Consider the following 18,230-nt stretch of genomic DNA (forward strand, 5'->3'; position numbering starts at 1 on the left):
TTCTCTTTCTATTTTCAAGCTACTTCTTCAGCGCGATTATTGATTAAGTCAATCGTTTGGACAATATCCCTCAATATTGGTATTTGATGTTGAAATAGTACTTGTACGGATCCATAAGATTTAAACGGTTCTTGTGTCAGGATAGACTTATCCATGTATCCATTTTCAACGACATAATCGACAATCAATTTTACAAAGGAAATTTGCTTCGCATTAAGGTTTTCATCTGATAAGAACTTAGAAAATACTTGATTAGCAGCCTCTCTATCCAAACCTATAATCTCACGAACTAATCTAGGAATAGCCTTGTTCTCATAGTGCTGCTGATAGTCAGATCTACTTCCTAATTTTTCCCACAATAGAGTTTCTAATGCTAATAAATCTTGTGCAATCAACTTCTTGTTATGATACAATTTAGAAATTGCTTCCTCATCCAAATGAGTTTTCAAATAATGTTCAACTTTTTCATTATAAGATCGCAGGTCATTGACTTGTAAATATGGCTTAGTATCATGGACAGTGGAAAGAATGTGATCATCAAAATTGACATAATATATAGTGCGTTCCGGTTTATCCAAAAACTGTAGTAAATCTCTAAGCGCAAGGCGTATTTTTTCCAGCTCAGATAAACTAACTTCTTCCCAAAATTCAGGTTCTTGTACTTTCCTGATAATTTCAGCCTGTGCAAAAACTTGTGGTATATTGCCAACCCTGGCAAGAGCCTTAGCTGTTTTCATAACTTGAGATATATGGACAGTTGCTGGCTTAGCTAACAGTTGTCCTAACTGTATCTGAAACAACCATAAATCAAATCGTCTCGCCATCTCGTCCTCTTTATTTTCTTCAAATAGAAGCGGAGAAAGATCTTTCTTGATTGTTTCACTTGTGACGGTCGTTAGATTTTGCCAATTTTCCAACTTTCTGTAAGTATAAACTGTATCTAAGACCATACGAACCCTAAAGTCTAACTCATTTAAGCTCACCATACGTTCATGAAGTTCTGAGACGAGTTGTTGACGGTATTCTCTAGCAAACTGATTTTCTTGATAGTGAAGATCCTGCAGTTCATGAATCAAGTCCACCTTGATATTAAACAAACGCTGTTCCAAGGGAACAATATGACGTCCATTTCCTTCTCTAGGATCTGCTTTGAAGTATTCAAAGTTGTCACCATAATCAAATACCAAAAAGTTTTCCTTATCCTGATCAGGTCCAAACAAATCTTTACAGAGGCGTGTACCACGACCGATCATCTGCCAAAATTTTGTTTTTGAGCGAACTTTCTTGAAAAAGACTAAATTGACAACCTCTGGGACATCAATACCTGTATCAAGCATATCAACTGAAATTGCAATTTGAGGATATTTCTCCTTAATTTTAAAATCATCAATCAAGGTCTGATAATGTTTAATACTATAATCAATCACCTGAGCATAGTCGCTTCCTTTTTCTGAATAACGTTCATTAAAAATATCTCTGATATATTCAGCATGTCGATGGTTTTTAGCAAAGATAATAGTTTTACCAATTTCGTCACCTGAAGCTGTCTGAATTCCTCTTGTCATTAGTTCATCTAGAACAATTTTGACTGTTTTTCTATTGAAAATAGAGGTATTAAAATCCTCAGGATCAATATCTTTCTCAGAACTACCATCTTCAAATTGGCTATCAAAATATTCTTTTTCGTCTTGGGATAAATCATAGTAATGTAGACCATCCGTTGGTAGTTTTAACTTAGTTTCAATCGAATGATAAGCTACTAAATAACCATCTTTTACAGCCTCTTCCAGGTCGTATGCGTATGTTGGAACACCATTCTCCAAGTTAAAAAATCCATAAGTATTTTTATCAAGATCCTGACGAGGTGTGGCCGTTAAGCCTACGATTCTAGCATCAAAATAATCAAAAATGGCCTTGTATTTTTGATAAATAGAGCGATGGGACTCGTCAATAATGATAAGATCAAAATGACCAACAGTGAAAGGGCGTTGAATGACTTCTTCCTGATCACTAATAGCTCCAATCATGGTCGGATAAGTAGAAAACACCATACGACTTGATCGTGCCCCAGCTTTATCCTCTAAAAAGTTACAAACCGAAAGATCTGGAAGTAATTTCCTAAATGAATCATAGGCTTGTTTTACAAGAGATGTTCGGTCAGCTAGAAAGAGAACATTTTTGACCCAATTGTGACGTGATAGGATATCAACAAGAGAGACTGCTGTTCGAGTTTTCCCAGAACCAGTTGCCATTACCAAAAGAGCTTGTCTTCGATTGTTGGAAAAAGACTCACAAACACTTGCAATCGCATGTTTCTGGTAATATCGACCAGAGATATCGTCTCTGATTTTACTAGAAATATCCTCCAGTGGTTTTTGCAAATGTCGTCTGTCCATCAATAATTGCAATTCTTCTTGAGAATAGAATCCTGCAACCTGGCGACGATTTACACCATCAAGAATGTAGTGCTTGAGGCCATTTGTAATAAAACAAATCGGTTGGTAACCTATTTTTTCCTCTAGCGCTTTAGCATATTCCTTAACTTGTACTTCACCGACTTCTGGATTAACTGCAGCCTTTTTGGCTTCAATAATTGCTAAAATCTTTCCATTTTTACCATAAAGGACATAATCACAATAACCTGTTCCCGATCCGTGTTTCAGTCCATTAACAGCGACTTCAACTCGACAATTTTCTTCAAATGTCCAACCTGCTAAGCGTAAATCAATGTCAATAAAGAGTTTTCTCGTCTCAGCCTCAGATAACTGATCGATATAAAAGGAAACCTCTTGCCGTTGAGCAGCAGTTTCACGTTTTTCTGTATAATTCTCTTGGACTTCCAAGGACTGTACAGCCATTTGTTCATGAAAGTCAGGCATAACAGGTAAACTGTCTTGCAGTTCCACCATGGCTTGTGGCGTTTCTCTTTTCTTGACATTCTCTGAAATTGGCAATAACTTCTCGTCAAAAAAACGTTCCACAAACTCATTGCTGTAGCAGTAATCAATAAAGTTTACGAACTGGTACAAATGATGTAAGGCTAAAATCGCTTCACGTTCCTTGATCTCCCCACCATGAGCAGCATGATTGCCCCAACGTATCAAGAGAACCATCTGACTATGAAGCTCTGGATCTACGATTTCTCTAAAGTCATCATCCCACACCAATGAAGACAAAGTAGCACGATAAGGGGCTTCCAAATAGGAATCATGGCTATAAATCCAATGAACAGCCTGCTCCAAGGCACGACGTGCCATGAAAGCTGTCGCTACAGTAGATGTCCCAATCATATTCTCAGCTTCTATACAGGGCTTTGAAAAAGATCCATACTCCTCGTTATTTAAAAGAAAATCAAAATTTCCCATTTTTCTCTCACTTTGATTAAATAGATACCTATATTATACTAGATTTCAAACTATTTCTCCACAGTTTTATAGCCTTCTGACAAGCAAATTGTGATTTGTCGACCTGAGCCACAAAGTCTGCGAACTCGTTCTGGAGGGAAAGAGGGGGGATATTTAACTTAAAATTATTAATGAAATCCTTGGTAATTCTTCTCTGTCCTCCACTTCCTGTCATCTTTCTCTCACCTTCAAGTCTAAATTTCGAAAGCATTGTTACATGGTATAACCATACTGTATTTACTGTATTCTTGGGTCTAAGAACATGAAATTCAGTTGAACCAAATCCTACACCGTTCAATAGTCCAAATACTGGAGCACCTTTCCCGTTTTCAAAGCAAGGCGTAATTTTTGCAACAATTACATCATTATCCTTAAAAAAAGTAAATCCTTTACGAACATCATCGATATTTCTATTTATAGATAAATCAATTTTCCCATTTTCGCTAACGTTTGACATTGGTAAAAACGAAACATTACCATTAAAGTTTAGCAGTTCCTTCTTATTAGGATTTAACTCAGTATGATCTTCTAATTTAGACTGTGGATTATCAAAAATATCCCCAAACATCTCGTTAAATCGGGATTTTACAAGGTTTGAGAGTTCACTAAGTTGCTTATTTCTATTTATTATTTGATACTCTAACCTATCCAATATATCTACAATCGTATTTTGATTTTCTATAGTTTCAATATTAACTTTGGTTTTATTTAAATAGTCAGTTAACTTTAAATTAATAATGCCAGTTGTTTGATTTTGAAATTTTAACACCTTTTTTGTGTCATAGAGATATTTCATTAAATAAAATATATATTTAGAATTATATCCTGGTTTAACTCTTAAAATACTAGTAAAGTTATTTGTGAAATAATCTTGATCTGTAACATCGAAATATACAACACGTCCAACTGGTTGATTTGGACTACCTCCAGATTTTTCAATTATAATATCACCTGTTCTTAGAATTTTATCACTGTTTTTATTTTTATCAATATCACGACATACAATATTATCTAGATTTAGTCTTCCAGAATTTAGAAAATTTGAGGTTCTAATTACTGCTGTTGCCTCTCCGTTGCCACTATCCTCATTACCCCATTCACCATTTATAGATTTTTCAAATATATTTTGTAAAAAATGGATTGTCATGCAACCACCTCCTCGAAATATCGGGATTTGCACTTAAGAGATGAATTTCTGATGGGAATGTTTGACATTACTTTGGTTTACCATAGCATAGGCTAAGGTTGTGTCAATTTTGCTGTGACCTAGCAGTTTTTGGACTTGTTCGATAGGCATTCCCTTATCAATTGCCTTTGTTGCTAGTGTTCTTCTAAATTTATGTGGGTGGACCTTTTGTATTCCAAGCTTTTGACCTAACTTTCTTAATCGAATCTCAACACCAGCTATTCCAAGTCTCTGGGCTTTTCCAAGTAAGGTAACAAAAAGAGCTGGATGATTATCTTCTCTGCTATTGATATAGTTCTTTAAATGGATTTTCGTCCGAGCATCAAAGTAAACAGGTCTTTCCTTTTTACCTTTCCCAAATACAACACATTCTCGATTTTCAAAGTCAATATCTGAGCGATTCAGCTGCACAAGTTCTCCCACGCGCATTCCTGTTGAAGCTAGTAGATCGATCATTGCTAAATCCCTTAAGTTTTCACAATTGTCTCGCATGATTTCAAGATGTTCATCAGTATAAGTTTCTTTCACAGTTTGTTCGGTCTTAATCTTTTTAATCCTTCGAATAGGATTTTTGATGATATATTCCTCCTGCTCAAGCCAAGCAAAAAACGAAGACAGGATGCGTCGGATATTGTCCAAATTTGCTTTACTGCAATCTTTTTCTGACTGATACTGTGCTAGATAACTTCTCAAATCATCTGTTGTCAGTTGTGTTACAGACTGCTTTATGCTTGTAAATAAGTTTTCAATGGTCCTTTGATAATAACGAATGGTTTTTGCACTACAACCCTCCACCTGTTTAGCAGTAATAAATAAAGCTAACAAGGAATTATTCGTATACTTCTGTTGATTTACACTACTCACTAAATGGCGCTCTAAACTCTCCCGCAATGCTAGTAATTGTGCATTGTTTAAAAGGGGTAGCATTTCTTGAATGATAATTGTCACTTTTGTTTCCATATTTTCTCACTTTCATTATTTCAATAAAAAGAGACAATATTAGTTTTCTGTATTTCAGAATTCTAATACTGTCTGTTTATCTATTTTTTACTTATAGGATTTAAATATCTAAGCTTAAATTTGGCCATTAGTTCTAAATGAATGATCAGAGATCCATTTGGTGTAGCTAGATAACCTTTCATCTGTTAAGGATTCTACTGCGATAGTTACACACATATCTACCGCTTCTTCAACTGTTACAGAAAGACGATAACCATTTAACTGTAGAAATTTTACCAAAACGAAGAAAGCAGTTCGTTTATTGGCATTGGCAAAAACATGCTTCTTGATCAATTGGACAAATAGTATCGTTGCCTTATCAAAAATTGTTGGATAAAGAGGTTTACCGAAGACAAATTGTTCTGGTAAATTGACAATCATATTTAAGGCAGAAGGACTAACTGTTTGAATTTTTTCATTTGGTGAATACCGTTCAATTGCTAAAGCATTGATTTTTTCAATTTGCATTTCTGTCAGATAGACTGTCATTTTTCCACCAAAGCTTTGAAAACATCATCGTATTCGTCAAAAATTTTGTCCAAATTTAAGTCAAAGGCATCATCAGATACATAAGAAATCTGATGTCCAGAGTCTTCGGGAGTAAAGATAATTTCACCACTTGGTAACAATTTCGCTTCGTATTTAACACCACTTGGAATATTGAATTCACTTGGAATGGTAATGGTGATTGAATTTCCTTGTTTTCTTGTTTTTACAACCATCTTATTTCCTCCTTTGAAGTATTATAACAAATAATTACCGTAATTACAATGACAGAATATCAGCCAAAATACTCCTGCATGAGAGATTTCTTCAAAGTTTCAAGTTCTTCTAGTGATTTTTGAATTGCCAATTGTGATTTGTCAACCTGAGCCACAAAGTCTGCGAACTCGTTTTGGAGGGAAAGAGGGGGGAGGGGGATGGTTAATTCTTCAATCTGATTTTTTGTTATCGCTTGACGAGTAGCACCTGAACTTTCTCCTATTTTCTGTAGCAAACTCTTAAACTCGGAAGTTATTAAAAGTTGATTTAAAAATATTGGTGATAATAAGTGCTTTTTACAACGAATTATAGAAACGTGCTGATTAACTCTCGCAGGCAAAATAATTTGTGGAACAATACAACAACGAGATACAGATGCACCTGTAATATTCAGCAAAACATCGTCAGATTCAACAATTACATTATTTAATTTTTCAGCCTGAACATTAGTTAAATAAGCTAAATCTTTGAAAATAAACTTACCATCATATACATTCATACTTCTAATGAGCGCTATCCCTTCGTTGACATAACTTTCTCTTCCTCCTCTAGGTGTAGCACCTGAACCAATTTTTAATGTTAATTTTGATAATCTATGCTTTTCCCAACCCATTTCATTCAAAACAGGATCCCCAAACATCTCGTTAAATCGGGATTTGACGAGTTTTGATAATTCAGATAGTTGTTGTTTACGAGATTCAATTAATTTGTTAACACCATCTAATCTCAAAACAATTTGCTGTTGCATAAAAGGCTCGTTGTATACAATAGACAAGTTATTCAACTTTGCTTTGTTNTACAAGGTTTGAGAGTTCACTAAGTTGCTTATTTCTATTTATTATTTGATACTCTAACCTATCCAATATATCTACAATCGTATTTTGATTTTCTATAGTTTCAATATTAACTTTGGTTTTATTTAAATAGTCAGTTAACTTTAAATTAATAATGCCAGTTGTTTGATTTTGAAATTTTAACACCTTTTTTGTGTCATAGAGATATTTCATTAAATAAAATATATATTTAGAATTATATCCTGGTTTAACTCTTAAAATACTAGTAAAGTTATTTGTGAAATAATCTTGATCTGTAACATCGAAATATACAACACGTCCAACTGGTTGATTTGGACTACCTCCAGATTTTTCAATTATAATATCACCTGTTCTTAGAATTTTATCACTGTTTTTATTTTTATCAATATCACGACATACAATATTATCTAGATTTAGTCTTCCAGAATTTAGAAAATTTGAGGTTCTAATTACTGCTGTTGCCTCTCCGTTGCCACTATCCTCATTACCCCATTCACCATTTATAGATTTTTCAAATATATTTTGTAAAAAATGGATTGTCATGCAACCACCTCCTCGAAATATCGGGATTTGACGAGTTTTGATAATTCAGATAGTTGTTGTTTACGAGATTCAATTAATTTGTTAACACCATCTAATCTCAAAACAATTTGCTGTTGCATAAAAGGCTCGTTGTATACAATAGACAAGTTATTCAACTTTGCTTTGTTTAACGTTTTCCCCATCACAGCCCTGTCTGTTAAACTATCAAAATTTATTCCTTGTAGTGCATAGTAAAGATATTCATTAAAAAGCATCTTATTATTTTTTACCACAAAATTAGCTATTGCTTCATTTGTGTACATATTTTCAGCAAGAATCCCAACCTTGCCAATAGATAACTTAAAACTCATCACAACTGTCCCTTTTGAAACAATTTGCATTTTTTCTTTTTGGACAGCTTCTTTAGTTATTTTTTCCTTAGTAGTACATAGTATTTTCTCTTTCATATCTGAAATGGATAACCAAGGATAGTCACCTCCCCAATATAAAGTTTGAGAACGATTTGGTGTCTTGCCAATTTTTATCTCACAAACTTCCCCCAACTTCACTTTTTTCATACATGCATCTCCCTACTTTAGTAATTCTTCTAACTCTGCTAAGCCAGCTTGAATTTCTTTTTCTAGATCATTGATTTTCTTTAAGATGACTTCTGTTGGTTCATACTCAACTTTTTCATACTCAATTTCTTTGTATTTGTTGATAGACAGATCAAAATCATTTTCCTTAATCTCATCAACTGGAACAAAGAAGGACTGGTCTGTTCTCTTACGATCTGTTTCTTTCTCTAATCGATGGAATCGTTGAATAATATCTGGAATATCATTTTCGTTGATAGGCTGGCGTTTATCATCTAAACTCAGACCGTCTGCTTTCATATCGTAAAACCAAACCTTATCCGTCCCACCATTTCCAGTCTTAGTGAAGATAAGGATAGCCGTTGAAACTCCTGCATAAGGCTTGAAAACACCACTTGGCATCGAAATAACTGCATCTAGTTTATGATGCTCAACGATTTCTTGACGAATCCCTTTATGAGCTTTAGAGGAACCAAAGAGGACACCGTCCGGTACAATAACAGCTGCACGTCCACCTGGCTTCAAAGTGCGTAAGAAAAGGGCAAGGAAAAGCAACTCTGTCTTCTTAGTCTTAATCGTAGCCAACAAATCTCCAGAGGTTGAATCATAATCAAGAGATCCTTTGAAAGGTGGATTGGCTAAAACTAGAGTATATTTATCAGCTTCTTCATTATCTTGAGATAGTGAGTCTAGATAGCAAATTTGGGGATTTTCAACCCCATGGAGCATCATGTTCATAGCACCAAGTCTCAACATTGTCGTATCCGTATCATTCCCATGAAACATAGTATTGTGGAAATGCTTTACACTGTCAATATTTGTTTGCCACTCTTCTTTTCTTCGGTCTAGGTAGCGACTTGCAGAAACTAAAAATCCTGCAGACCCCATGGCAGGATCTGAAATAATATCCTTAATTGTCGGTTGCATTAGCTCAACCATCATATCAATGATATGACGAGGAGTACGAAATTGACCATTTGCCCCTGCCTGAGATAATTTTGACAATAGATACTCGTAGATGTCTCCAATATCTTTTATATCCGTAGGTAACTCATCCAGAGCAGCTATCGCCTTTTGTAAGGTAGCAGGTTTATTGATTTGAAAAATCGCTTCACGCATATAACGTGAAAAAGCTGTATCGTCAGTATCCCCCTTCAGATTCTTAATAAATGGAAAAATCTCTTGTGACATCAGACGATAAACTTCTTGGGCATCTCCTAAGTTCTTAAAGGTTGACCAACGATATTCGGGTTTATCTTTTGGGAAAATTCCCTCATAGGGAATACCTAGAAATTCAGCATCATTTTCTCGTCCAAGTTCAACTCTGTCCAAATCCTTCATAAATAAAAGATAAGTCAATTGCTCAATGTTGGTCAAAGGATTCGCATTCCCCTCTGTCCATAGCATTTCCCAAAGCTGATCAATCTTATTCTTTAATTCGCCTGTAATCATATTTTACCTCTCAAAATGTTTTAATTTTAAAAAACTGTCATTTAAAATTTTAAAACTTCTTATACCCCATTTTATCAGAATCCTAGGACATTATCAAAAAATTATTATAGTATGTATAGAAAAAAGCCTACGATAGGCTTTTTCATCTGACAATATCTTTATACATATCTGGTCTTCTATCTCTAAAGAGACCCCAGTTCAGGCGTTCATTTGCTCCCTTGTCAAGGTCATAAGTGGTTAAGAGGATTGCTTCATCTTGTCGTTCGGCTTGACTTAAAATAGCTCCTGTTTCATCGGTCATAAAGGATGAACCGTAGAAGTTTAGACTGGAACTTTGCCCCCCATTTTCTTCACAAGGAGTGACTTCTTCTAAACCATAACGATTAGCCGCGATAACTGGCACAATATTTGCTGCTGCATGTCCCTGCATGGTACGTTGCCAATGACCACAACTATCTGTATCCAAAATAGGCTCCGAACCAATGGCTGTTGGATAAAAGAGTAATTCTGCGCCATTTAAAGCAAGGCAACGGGCTGTTTCAGGGAACCATTGATCCCAACAGATCCCGATACCAATCTTGGCATAGCGAGTGTCCCAGACCTTGAAGCCTGTGTTTCCAGGTGTAAAGAAGAATTTCTCCTGATAATAATGGTCGTCTGGTATATGTGTTTTGCGATAAACGCCCAGTACTTCTCCATCTGCATCAATGACAGCAATAGAATTGTATAAGACATTACCATCTTTTTCATAGAAACTGATCGGTAAAACGACCTTTAGCTCCTTGGCAATTCCTTTAAAATGCTGAATGGCCGTATTTTCTGTCACCGACTGGGCATACTGGTAGTAGTCATACTGACGCTCCTGACAGAAATAGGGACGTTCAAATAATTCAGGCAAGAGAATAATTTGGGCTCCTTGCTCAGCAGCTTGTCGAACTAGGCGTTCAGCTGTTTGGATATTGGTTTCCACATCCTTGGCGCATTGCATCTGAATGGCTGCAACCGTTACATTTCTCATCTTTTTCTCCTATTCTGGAATTTGTTGGGTAATACAGTGGATATTTCCACCACCTAATAGAATATCTCTTGCAGGAATTCCGACAACTTCACGGTCTGGGAAACACTGAGTCAGAATATCCAAGGCTACTTGGTCGTTTACATCCTGAAATTGTGGCACTAAGATAGATTTATTGGCGACATAAAAATTCACATAGGAAGCTGCTAGTCTTTCACCTGCATAACGCTCCTCTTCGCCTTCTTCATAAGTATAGCCCGGCAAATCCTCCTCTGTAACTACTTGATGAATAGCTGGGATTGGAAGTTTATGGATGGTGAAACTCCGGCCTTTTGCATCGGTTTCCTTCTCTAAAAGAGCTAGATCTGCTGCAGACATGGCATACTGAGGATCATCTTGGTCGTCCGTCCAAGCTAAAACAAGCTCTGCAGGACCAACAAAGGCAGCAACATTGTCGACGTGTTCATTTGTCTCGTCTTGATAAATACCGTAAGGCAACCAGATAACTTTTTCAGCACCAAGACTCTCTAGTAAGTTCTCTTCAATCTCCTCTTTAGTCAGGTGAGGATTACGACCAGGACTGAGCAAACAGCTTTCTGTGACAAGAATGGTTCCTTGACCGTCACTATGAATAGCTCCGCCTTCCAGTACAAATGGTTTGGCATCATAAACAGGTATATCTAAGACTTCTGCAAAACGACTGGCTACTTGGTCATCTGCTTCATAGTCTTGGTAGAGACCATCAACAGCACCACCCCAGGCATTGAAAGACCAATCTACCGCCAACTTTTCCCTTTGATCATTGAGGAGAATAGTTGGACCAGTATCACGTGCCCAGGCATCATTTGTCTGAATATCTAGATAAACAACATTGTCTCCAAGATAGGATTGTGCTTCAGATAGATAGTCCTGGTCTACTAAAAGGTAGACTGTTTCCCCCTGAGCAATCGTTTTGATAATCTGGGTAAAAGCTTTTTTTGCAGCTTTTCCTTGAAAAGTCCAAGAGCCTGGTCGAGTAGGCCATATCATGAGAGTCCCATGATGGGGTTCATACTCTGCAGGCATACGATAACCTAATTTCTTTGGGCTGTCCATCATGATAATCTCTCCTTAAAGTCTTGGTAGCCAAATGCTTTGACTAGACTGCACTCACCCTTTTTATCCATGAGATACAAACTTGGAAGCCCGATACCGTTAAAGGTATTATTCTTAACAAAAGAGTAGATTGCCATGTCTTCAAAATATAGTCTATCTCCAATCTCAACTGGATTCTCAAAGCTATAGTCACCAATAATATCCCCTGTTAGGCAGGTATTGGAAGAGAGTCTATAAGTATAAGGTTTTTCTTGCGCTTCAAATCCATCTCTCAATGGTGGGCGATAAGGCATCTCAAGAACATCTGGCATATGGCAGCTTGCCGAGGCGTCTAGCACCAAGGTTTCAATCCCGTTTTCAACAATATCCAAGACTTCTGTCGCTAGATAGCCCGCATTAAGGGCAATGGCTTCACCTGGTTCGACATAGACGTCAAGGTTATAAGTTTCTCGAATGCGTTTAATCTCAGAAATCAGCAAATCCACATCGTAGTCTTCTCTTGTGATGTGGTGTCCACCGCCCATATTGAGCCATTTAACTTGATGCAAATAGGCTCCAAACTGCTCTTCTACTGCTTTCAAAGTCGTTTGTAAATCATCTGCCCCTTGCTCACAGAGGGTATGAAAATGAAGTCCGTCAACCAATTCCAATAAATCACTTGGTATCTTATCTGAAGTCACTCCAAAACGAGAGCCAGGAGCACAAGGATCATAAAGCGCGTGGTCACCCTGCGTTGAACATTGAGGATTGAGGCGTAGACCCACACTGATACCAGCCTCACGACAACGTTGACCATACTTTCGAAGTTGTCTCTCTGAGTTAAAATCAATATGATCCGATATTTGCAGTAGCTCTTCCATATCTGATTCCTTGAAAGCAGGTGCAAATACATGGACTTCCCCCGGAAACTCTTCTCTAGCTAACTTCGCTTCATAGAGTCCACTAGCTGTCGTACCTGATAGATACTGGCTAATTAGGGGATAGGTTTTATAGAGAGAATAAGCCTTTTGAGCTAGTAGAACCTTACTGCCGGTTTTTTCTTGAACCTGGTGCAGAATGCTACAATTTTCTTCTAGTTTTGCTAAATCTATGACATAAGCTGGCGTTGGTACTTGTTCTAACTTCATTAGTCCACCATTTCTGGATTTTCAACCACAACCCATGGCAAACCGTATTTATTTAAAGCTTCCATGAATGGGTCTGGATCCAATTCTTCAAGGTTATAAACTCCAGGCTGTTTCCATGTACCATCCATCACTAATTTTGTCCCAATCATGGCAGGAACACCTGTTGTGTAAGAAATGGCTTGTGAACCAACCTCTGCATAGCACTCCTGATGGTCGCAAACATTGTAGATGTAGATGGTCTTTTCAACTCCATCTTTGACACCAGTAAAGATACATCCAATATTAGTTTTACCAACAGTACGTGGTCCAAGGCTTGCAGGATCTGGAAGCAAGGCTTTCAAGAATTGGATTGGTACGATTTCTTGTCCGTTAAAATTAATAGCATCTGTACGAAGGAGCCCAACGTTTTCCAAGCATTTCATATGCGTTAGATAAGATTGGCCAAAAGTCATAAAGAAGCGAATGCGTTTAACTCCTGGAATATTTTTTGCTAATGATTCGATTTCTTCATGGTGGAGGAGATACATGTCTTTTTGACCAACTTGAGGGAAATCATACTCACGTTTGATAGACATAGCTTCGACTTCTACCCATTTTCCATCTTCCCAGTAAGAACCTGGTGCAGAAACTTCACGCAAGTTGATTTCTGGGTTGAAGTTTGTTGCAAATGGATAACCGTGGTCACCACCATTACAGTCTAAAATATCGATATAGTGGATTTCGTCAAAGTAATGTTTGAGTGCATAAGCTGAAAAAACGCTGGTAACACCTGGGTCAAAACCAGAACCTAGAAGAGCTGTCAATCCTGCTTCCTTGAATTTTTCTTGATAAGCCCATTGCCATGAGTAGTCAAAGTAAGCTGTAAAACCAAGTTCTTTGCAACGTTTCTCATAAATAGCACGCCATTCAGGGTCTTCTGTATCCTCGGCCTCATAGTTGGCAGTATCGATATAGTGGACACCTGTTGCCAAACAAGCATCCATAATAGTCAAGTCTTGATAAGGCAAAGCTACGTTCAAAACAGCTTCTGGTTTGTAGCTTTCGATCAAGGCAATCACTTCTTCTACCTTGTCAGCATCAAGAGCAGCTGTCTCAATCTTAGTATTTGTTTTGCCTTCTAATTTAGCCTTCAAATCATCGCATTTTGACTTTGTACGGCTAGCAATCATAATCTCTTTAAACGTTTCGCTATCTTGGCAAATCTTTGAAATAGCAACTTGGGCAACTCCCCCACATCCAATAACTAATAAACGACTCATTTTTTTCCTTCCTCTTCTTCTAAAATGTCTTCTACATACTTAGGCAACATAAAGGCACCAATATGCAAGTTTGCAGTGTAATATTCCGTAAATAACTGGCGTTTTTTCCAGCCTTCCTTGTCAAAATCTTTGACAGGGTGATATTTTTTCGATGCAAACCCAAATAACCAATAGCCTGCAGGACTGGTAGGTATATGTGCCTGATAAACTCGACTGATTGGAAAGGCTTGATTGACCTTGCGGTGCATGCTTCGGCATGCTGACTCATCTTCGTCAAAGAAAGGACTACCATGCTGATAGATCATGATTCCGTCCTCTTTGAGAGCTCTATAGCTGTTACCATAAAATTCCTTGGTAAAGAGCCCTTCCGTATGGCCAAATGGATCTGTCGCATCGTTGATGATGATGTCGTAATCATCTTCACAGTTTCTCAAAAATCTCAGTCCATTTTGGTAGTAAATGGTGACGCGAGGGTCATCAAGTCCTGCAGCAAAATCTGGGAAATATTCTCGACAAACCTCAACCAGCATCTCATCTGGTTCTACAATATCGATTTGTTCCAATTCAGGATAGAGAGTTAATACTTGGGCAACACCACCGTCACCACCCCCAATAACCAAGACTTTCTTTGGATTGGGATGGACAGCCATGGGAACGTGAACTGTCATTTCGTTGTAGACAAAATCATCTGCATCTGAAAACAAGACATGCCCATTTAAAATTAACACTTTCCCAAAAGCTGGTGTATCTAATACTTCGATATCCTGCCATTCACTTTGACCAGAATAAAGCTGTTTGGCTGTTCTCATTGTTAACTTGACATCTGGAGTATGAACTTCAGAAAACCATAAATCCATCTAGTTCTCCTTTCTTTCAATGACGTTGATATGATTGACCTCTGGATCTTCCGTTCCTTGGAGGGAACAACCACGTTCTTTAGCGAATTGTATATAATCGACAATTTCTCGTGTAATCCGTTCACCTGGCGCTAGGATTGGAATACCTGGAGGATAGCACATGACAAATTCCCCACAGACCTGGCCAACGGACTCGTCTAATGTTAAGCTTCTTCTATCTGCATAGAAGGCTTCCTGAGGAGACAGCACCAACTCTGGTTGGATATATTCTCCAGCAATCAAGTCCTTCCCATCTCGCGAGTATAGTCTCTTGATATCAGCCAAAGCACCGACCAAGCGTTCAATGTCTTGGATACGGTCACCAATTGAAATGTAGGCCAAGATATTTCCGATATCACCAAACTCAATCTGAATGTCATATTCATCTCGTAAGAGATCATAAACTTCAATCCCTGTTAGACCAATCCCCTGAGTGTAAACTGACAGCTTGGTTACATCAAAATCACAAACTGATACACCATCTACTAGTTCTTTTGAGTAGGCATAGTAGCCACCGATGGCATTGATTTCACGACGTGCGTACTCAGATAGCTCAATGACCTTTTCAAAGGACTCCTTACCACGAAGGGCTAGGTTTCTACGAGAAACATCTAGACTAGCCATTAGCAAGTAGGATGCTGATGTTGACTGTGTCAGATTAATAATCTGGCGTACGTACTCAGGATTCATCTGATTGCCAACCAAAAGAAGGGAACTTTGAGTCAAGCTGCCACCGGACTTATGCATGGATACAGCTGACATATCTGCTCCTGCGTCCATAGCAGACAGAGGAAGTTTATCTGTAAAGTGCAGATGAGCGCCGTGCGCCTCGTCTACTAAGACTTTCATTCCCGCTGCGTGTGCCATCTCTGTTAAACCCTTAAGATCTGAACAAATCCCATAATAGGTTGGATTGTTAATGAGTATAGCCTTGGCATCCGGATGTTCCTTGATTGCTTGGGCAACACGCTCATTTTCAAGCCCCAAAGCAATACCAATTTTTGGATCCACACTCATCTCGATATAGATGGGAATAGCCCCGCATAAAACGAGAGCATTAATAGCTGATTTATGGACATTTCGAGGAAGGATGATTTTGTCACCTGATTTACAGGTAGAAAGAATCATGGTCTGCACGGATGAAGTTGTCCCACCGATCATTAAAAAGGCATGAGCAGCACCAAAAGCTTCTGCTGCTAGCTCTTCCGCTTCTCTAATAATCGAAATAGGATGTCCTAGATTGTCCAATGGCTTCATAGAATTGACATCAATACCAACGCATTTTTCCCCTAAAAGTTCCACTAATTCCGGATTCCCGCGGCCACGTTTATGACCTGGTACATCGAAAGGTACAATTCTTTTTTTTCGTAACTTGACCAATCCCTCATAAATTGGAGCTTGGTTTTGATTTAACATTATAGAGACATACTCCTTTATCATAGTTTTTTCACCTTATGTAAGGCTCTAAAGGATACTTATGAAAAAAGAGCAGGTTGGCACCTGCTCTACAATCTACTGACGTGTTTATGTTTGTTTCTTTTGAGTATGTCTGTTCCTGATGTTTCCTAACTCTCTAGTAGCAAATATTACGTACTTTATTGATCGTTTCACAAGATGACGTGTGCTTTCACCACACTAACAAATCTTTACGAATTAGGACAAGTGTCCTAACATCAACTTATAAAAGTAGGCTTTTAACCCTATCAATAATGTGGCTTTTCAACCACGCTTCGGCATTCAACCCTGCCTGTCCGTAGGCATTTTTTACTCGGGTTTATATTTGCTAGAAAACATCATCTCATTTTCTAAGCTTCATTACTATAACATGTTTTGACTAGCTTGTAAAGTACTTTTTTGTAAAAAATTTATGTTTTGTTCGTAAAATTTATTTAATTTCAAAATAGAAATCGTTTTACATTTAAATCAAAAACAAAAAAAGGAACTAAATAAATTAATTCCTATAGATAGTCATAAGCAAATTCAACTATTCAAAATCGTACTTACTCATCACGCGCAACTTTGGCAGCTAGTTCAAAATCAGTCATCAAATAATTTTCATCTAGATGGATAAGACTATAATACTCATTCCAAAATAGAGAGTCACTGTTACTTGACCACTGTAATCCATACCACAATTGAGTGACATCACTTGTATTTGATGGGGGGATTGACCATAGATGCTTTTTGAAAGTTTCTTTAACAAGAGGAAGGTCCAGTCGACTAGTCAAGTCGAGTTCATCTAACTTGAAAGCGATAGAATGTTTCTTTGCTTCTTCAATACTGTCCTTATTAAATCGAATTTGAATAACCTTAGAATCTTCTAAAACCACGTCCTTATCTTCTGCCCCGTAAAAGGAAATACTGCCCAGTACTATGCCATCTTTTGCAAAGAGATAGGGAGCGTAGGGAACAGCATTGCTATCAAGTCTAAAGCCTTTTTCGATAGTGACTGATTTATCTCCTGAATACTTTTGGAAATTGCCATTTGTCAGGAGGTCTTCATAGTCGCTACCACCATCACCTTGTCTTACATAGATATCAAATCCAGCTTCCATCAGATCGCTTGCTTTGGTTTCTGCTAACGTGATTTTACTTTCATTAATTTGCAAAATTGGTGCTTGAGGTGGCAAACCAATCGTGAGATTAAACATAACTCCTACTAGAAAGACCATAAAGGTTATAAGGAGGGCAAGTAATGACTTTCCAGTCCTTTTTCTTGCATTGAAAAGGGCCATTATAGCAGGGAGGAGGATCATTTTGGCTAAAATAGAATTCCCAACACCACCTCTATTTAAGGTCTGAAAAGCAAAGAGTCCTGCAATTGCAATCAGGGACAGGTAGACCAATATCTCTCCTAAACCCATTTTTTCTGTTCGAGTTTGTTGATTTACAGGAGTTTCGTACAATGACTGCCCATTCTCTTTCCTCTTTTTTAGAAAGAGATAAAAACCCAGACCGAGTAGCAAATTAAAGATTGTAAAAACTATTAAAGTACCTATGATCACCGTTCTACCCATGGCTCTCTACTCCTTTATGTTCTCTCTCAAATCTTATCTTTCTCTTTAATTCCCAATTCCCAAACAATAAAACCATTAAGAAGAA

General features: G+C 37.5%; 15 protein-coding genes and 1 pseudogene. All 16 read right to left on the bottom strand.

The window, feature by feature from the left end; all coding sequences use genetic code 11:
* Nucleotides 1–14 precede the first annotated feature (14 nt).
* The 16 genes and pseudogenes from AB2B47_RS01840 to AB2B47_RS01915 all read right to left on the bottom strand — a co-directional run bounded on the left by AB2B47_RS01840 (nucleotide 15) and on the right by AB2B47_RS01915 (nucleotide 18,145).
* On the bottom strand, nucleotides 15–3,365 hold the full coding sequence (locus AB2B47_RS01840) for a DEAD/DEAH box helicase family protein (protein ID WP_320693477.1): 3,351 nt from the start codon (nucleotides 3,363–3,365) through the stop codon (nucleotides 15–17).
* 28 nt (nucleotides 3,366–3,393) lie between these two features.
* The gene (locus AB2B47_RS01845; protein WP_320693478.1) at nucleotides 3,394–4,551 is read right to left on the bottom strand and encodes a restriction endonuclease subunit S; all 1,158 of its coding nucleotides are present in this window, start codon (nucleotides 4,549–4,551) and stop codon (nucleotides 3,394–3,396) included.
* A gap of 33 nt (nucleotides 4,552–4,584) precedes the next feature.
* Nucleotides 4,585–5,550, bottom strand: a complete 966-nt coding sequence (gene xerA / locus AB2B47_RS01850) for a site-specific tyrosine recombinase/integron integrase (RefSeq protein WP_254724203.1) — start codon at nucleotides 5,548–5,550, stop codon at nucleotides 4,585–4,587.
* Nucleotides 5,551–5,664: 114 nt separating this feature from the next.
* Nucleotides 5,665–6,078: a type II toxin-antitoxin system death-on-curing family toxin gene (locus AB2B47_RS01855; protein ID WP_320693479.1), complete on the bottom strand. Its 414-nt coding sequence runs from the start codon at nucleotides 6,076–6,078 to the stop codon at nucleotides 5,665–5,667.
* Nucleotides 6,075–6,311, bottom strand: a complete 237-nt coding sequence (locus tag AB2B47_RS01860) for an AbrB/MazE/SpoVT family DNA-binding domain-containing protein (protein ID WP_320693480.1) — start codon at nucleotides 6,309–6,311, stop codon at nucleotides 6,075–6,077. The genes AB2B47_RS01855 and AB2B47_RS01860 overlap by 4 nt, the downstream gene beginning before the upstream one ends.
* A gap of 59 nt (nucleotides 6,312–6,370) precedes the next feature.
* Nucleotides 6,371–7,024 (bottom strand): annotated as a pseudogene (locus AB2B47_RS01865) (restriction endonuclease subunit S); the annotation flags it as partial.
* A gap of 103 nt (nucleotides 7,025–7,127) precedes the next feature.
* Nucleotides 7,128–7,709, bottom strand: coding sequence for a restriction endonuclease subunit S (locus tag AB2B47_RS01870; RefSeq protein ID WP_320693482.1), 582 nt, complete (start codon nucleotides 7,707–7,709; stop codon nucleotides 7,128–7,130).
* The gene (locus AB2B47_RS01875; RefSeq protein WP_320693483.1) at nucleotides 7,706–8,266 is read right to left on the bottom strand and encodes a restriction endonuclease subunit S; all 561 of its coding nucleotides are present in this window, start codon (nucleotides 8,264–8,266) and stop codon (nucleotides 7,706–7,708) included. Before AB2B47_RS01875 ends, AB2B47_RS01870 begins: the two co-directional genes overlap by 4 nt.
* Before the next feature lie 12 nt (nucleotides 8,267–8,278).
* Nucleotides 8,279–9,736 carry a type I restriction-modification system subunit M gene (locus tag AB2B47_RS01880; RefSeq protein WP_320693484.1) on the bottom strand — a complete coding sequence of 486 codons (1,458 nt, stop codon included), beginning with the start codon at nucleotides 9,734–9,736 and terminating at the stop codon, nucleotides 8,279–8,281.
* 142 nt (nucleotides 9,737–9,878) lie between these two features.
* Entirely contained in the window at nucleotides 9,879–10,754 is an 876-nt protein-coding gene (gene aguB / locus AB2B47_RS01885; RefSeq protein WP_320693485.1) for an N-carbamoylputrescine amidase, read from the bottom strand.
* Between the two features lie 9 nt (nucleotides 10,755–10,763).
* Nucleotides 10,764–11,849, bottom strand: coding sequence for an agmatine deiminase (aguA, locus tag AB2B47_RS01890; protein ID WP_320693486.1), 1,086 nt, complete (start codon nucleotides 11,847–11,849; stop codon nucleotides 10,764–10,766).
* Nucleotides 11,846–12,973, bottom strand: a complete 1,128-nt coding sequence (gene nspC, locus AB2B47_RS01895; protein WP_320693487.1) for a carboxynorspermidine decarboxylase — start codon at nucleotides 12,971–12,973, stop codon at nucleotides 11,846–11,848. Before nspC ends, aguA begins: the two co-directional genes overlap by 4 nt.
* Nucleotides 12,973–14,232, bottom strand: coding sequence for a saccharopine dehydrogenase family protein (locus tag AB2B47_RS01900; RefSeq protein ID WP_320693488.1), 1,260 nt, complete (start codon nucleotides 14,230–14,232; stop codon nucleotides 12,973–12,975). Before AB2B47_RS01900 ends, nspC begins: the two co-directional genes overlap by 1 nt.
* Entirely contained in the window at nucleotides 14,229–15,089 is an 861-nt protein-coding gene (speE, locus tag AB2B47_RS01905) for a polyamine aminopropyltransferase (RefSeq protein WP_251936267.1), read from the bottom strand. Before speE ends, AB2B47_RS01900 begins: the two co-directional genes overlap by 4 nt.
* Nucleotides 15,090–16,544: an aminotransferase class I/II-fold pyridoxal phosphate-dependent enzyme gene (locus AB2B47_RS01910; protein WP_223333113.1), complete on the bottom strand. Its 1,455-nt coding sequence runs from the start codon at nucleotides 16,542–16,544 to the stop codon at nucleotides 15,090–15,092.
* A 584-nt stretch (nucleotides 16,545–17,128) separates the two neighbouring features.
* Nucleotides 17,129–18,145 carry a hypothetical protein gene (locus AB2B47_RS01915; RefSeq protein ID WP_320693489.1) on the bottom strand — a complete coding sequence of 339 codons (1,017 nt, stop codon included), beginning with the start codon at nucleotides 18,143–18,145 and terminating at the stop codon, nucleotides 17,129–17,131.
* Nucleotides 18,146–18,230 lie beyond the last annotated feature (85 nt).

It is taken from the genome of Streptococcus wuxiensis (genome assembly GCF_040888245.1).
Classification (GTDB): Bacteria; Bacillota; Bacilli; order Lactobacillales; family Streptococcaceae; genus Streptococcus; species Streptococcus wuxiensis.

Coding starts and splice junctions, on each gene's coding strand:
- AB2B47_RS01840 (WP_320693477.1), bottom strand. CDS start 3,365: ATGGGAAATTTTGATTTTCTTTTAAATAACGAGGAGTATGGATCTTTT.
- AB2B47_RS01845 (WP_320693478.1), bottom strand. CDS start 4,551: ATGACAATCCATTTTTTACAAAATATATTTGAAAAATCTATAAATGGT.
- xerA (WP_254724203.1), bottom strand. CDS start 5,550: ATGGAAACAAAAGTGACAATTATCATTCAAGAAATGCTACCCCTTTTA.
- AB2B47_RS01855 (WP_320693479.1), bottom strand. CDS start 6,078: ATGACAGTCTATCTGACAGAAATGCAAATTGAAAAAATCAATGCTTTA.
- AB2B47_RS01860 (WP_320693480.1), bottom strand. CDS start 6,311: ATGGTTGTAAAAACAAGAAAACAAGGAAATTCAATCACCATTACCATT.
- AB2B47_RS01875 (WP_320693483.1), bottom strand. CDS start 8,266: ATGAAAAAAGTGAAGTTGGGGGAAGTTTGTGAGATAAAAATTGGCAAG.
- AB2B47_RS01880 (WP_320693484.1), bottom strand. CDS start 9,736: ATGATTACAGGCGAATTAAAGAATAAGATTGATCAGCTTTGGGAAATG.
- aguB (WP_320693485.1), bottom strand. CDS start 10,754: ATGAGAAATGTAACGGTTGCAGCCATTCAGATGCAATGCGCCAAGGAT.
- aguA (WP_320693486.1), bottom strand. CDS start 11,849: ATGATGGACAGCCCAAAGAAATTAGGTTATCGTATGCCTGCAGAGTAT.
- nspC (WP_320693487.1), bottom strand. CDS start 12,973: ATGAAGTTAGAACAAGTACCAACGCCAGCTTATGTCATAGATTTAGCA.
- AB2B47_RS01900 (WP_320693488.1), bottom strand. CDS start 14,232: ATGAGTCGTTTATTAGTTATTGGATGTGGGGGAGTTGCCCAAGTTGCT.
- speE (WP_251936267.1), bottom strand. CDS start 15,089: ATGGATTTATGGTTTTCTGAAGTTCATACTCCAGATGTCAAGTTAACA.
- AB2B47_RS01910 (WP_223333113.1), bottom strand. CDS start 16,544: ATGTTAAATCAAAACCAAGCTCCAATTTATGAGGGATTGGTCAAGTTA.
- AB2B47_RS01915 (WP_320693489.1), bottom strand. CDS start 18,145: ATGGGTAGAACGGTGATCATAGGTACTTTAATAGTTTTTACAATCTTT.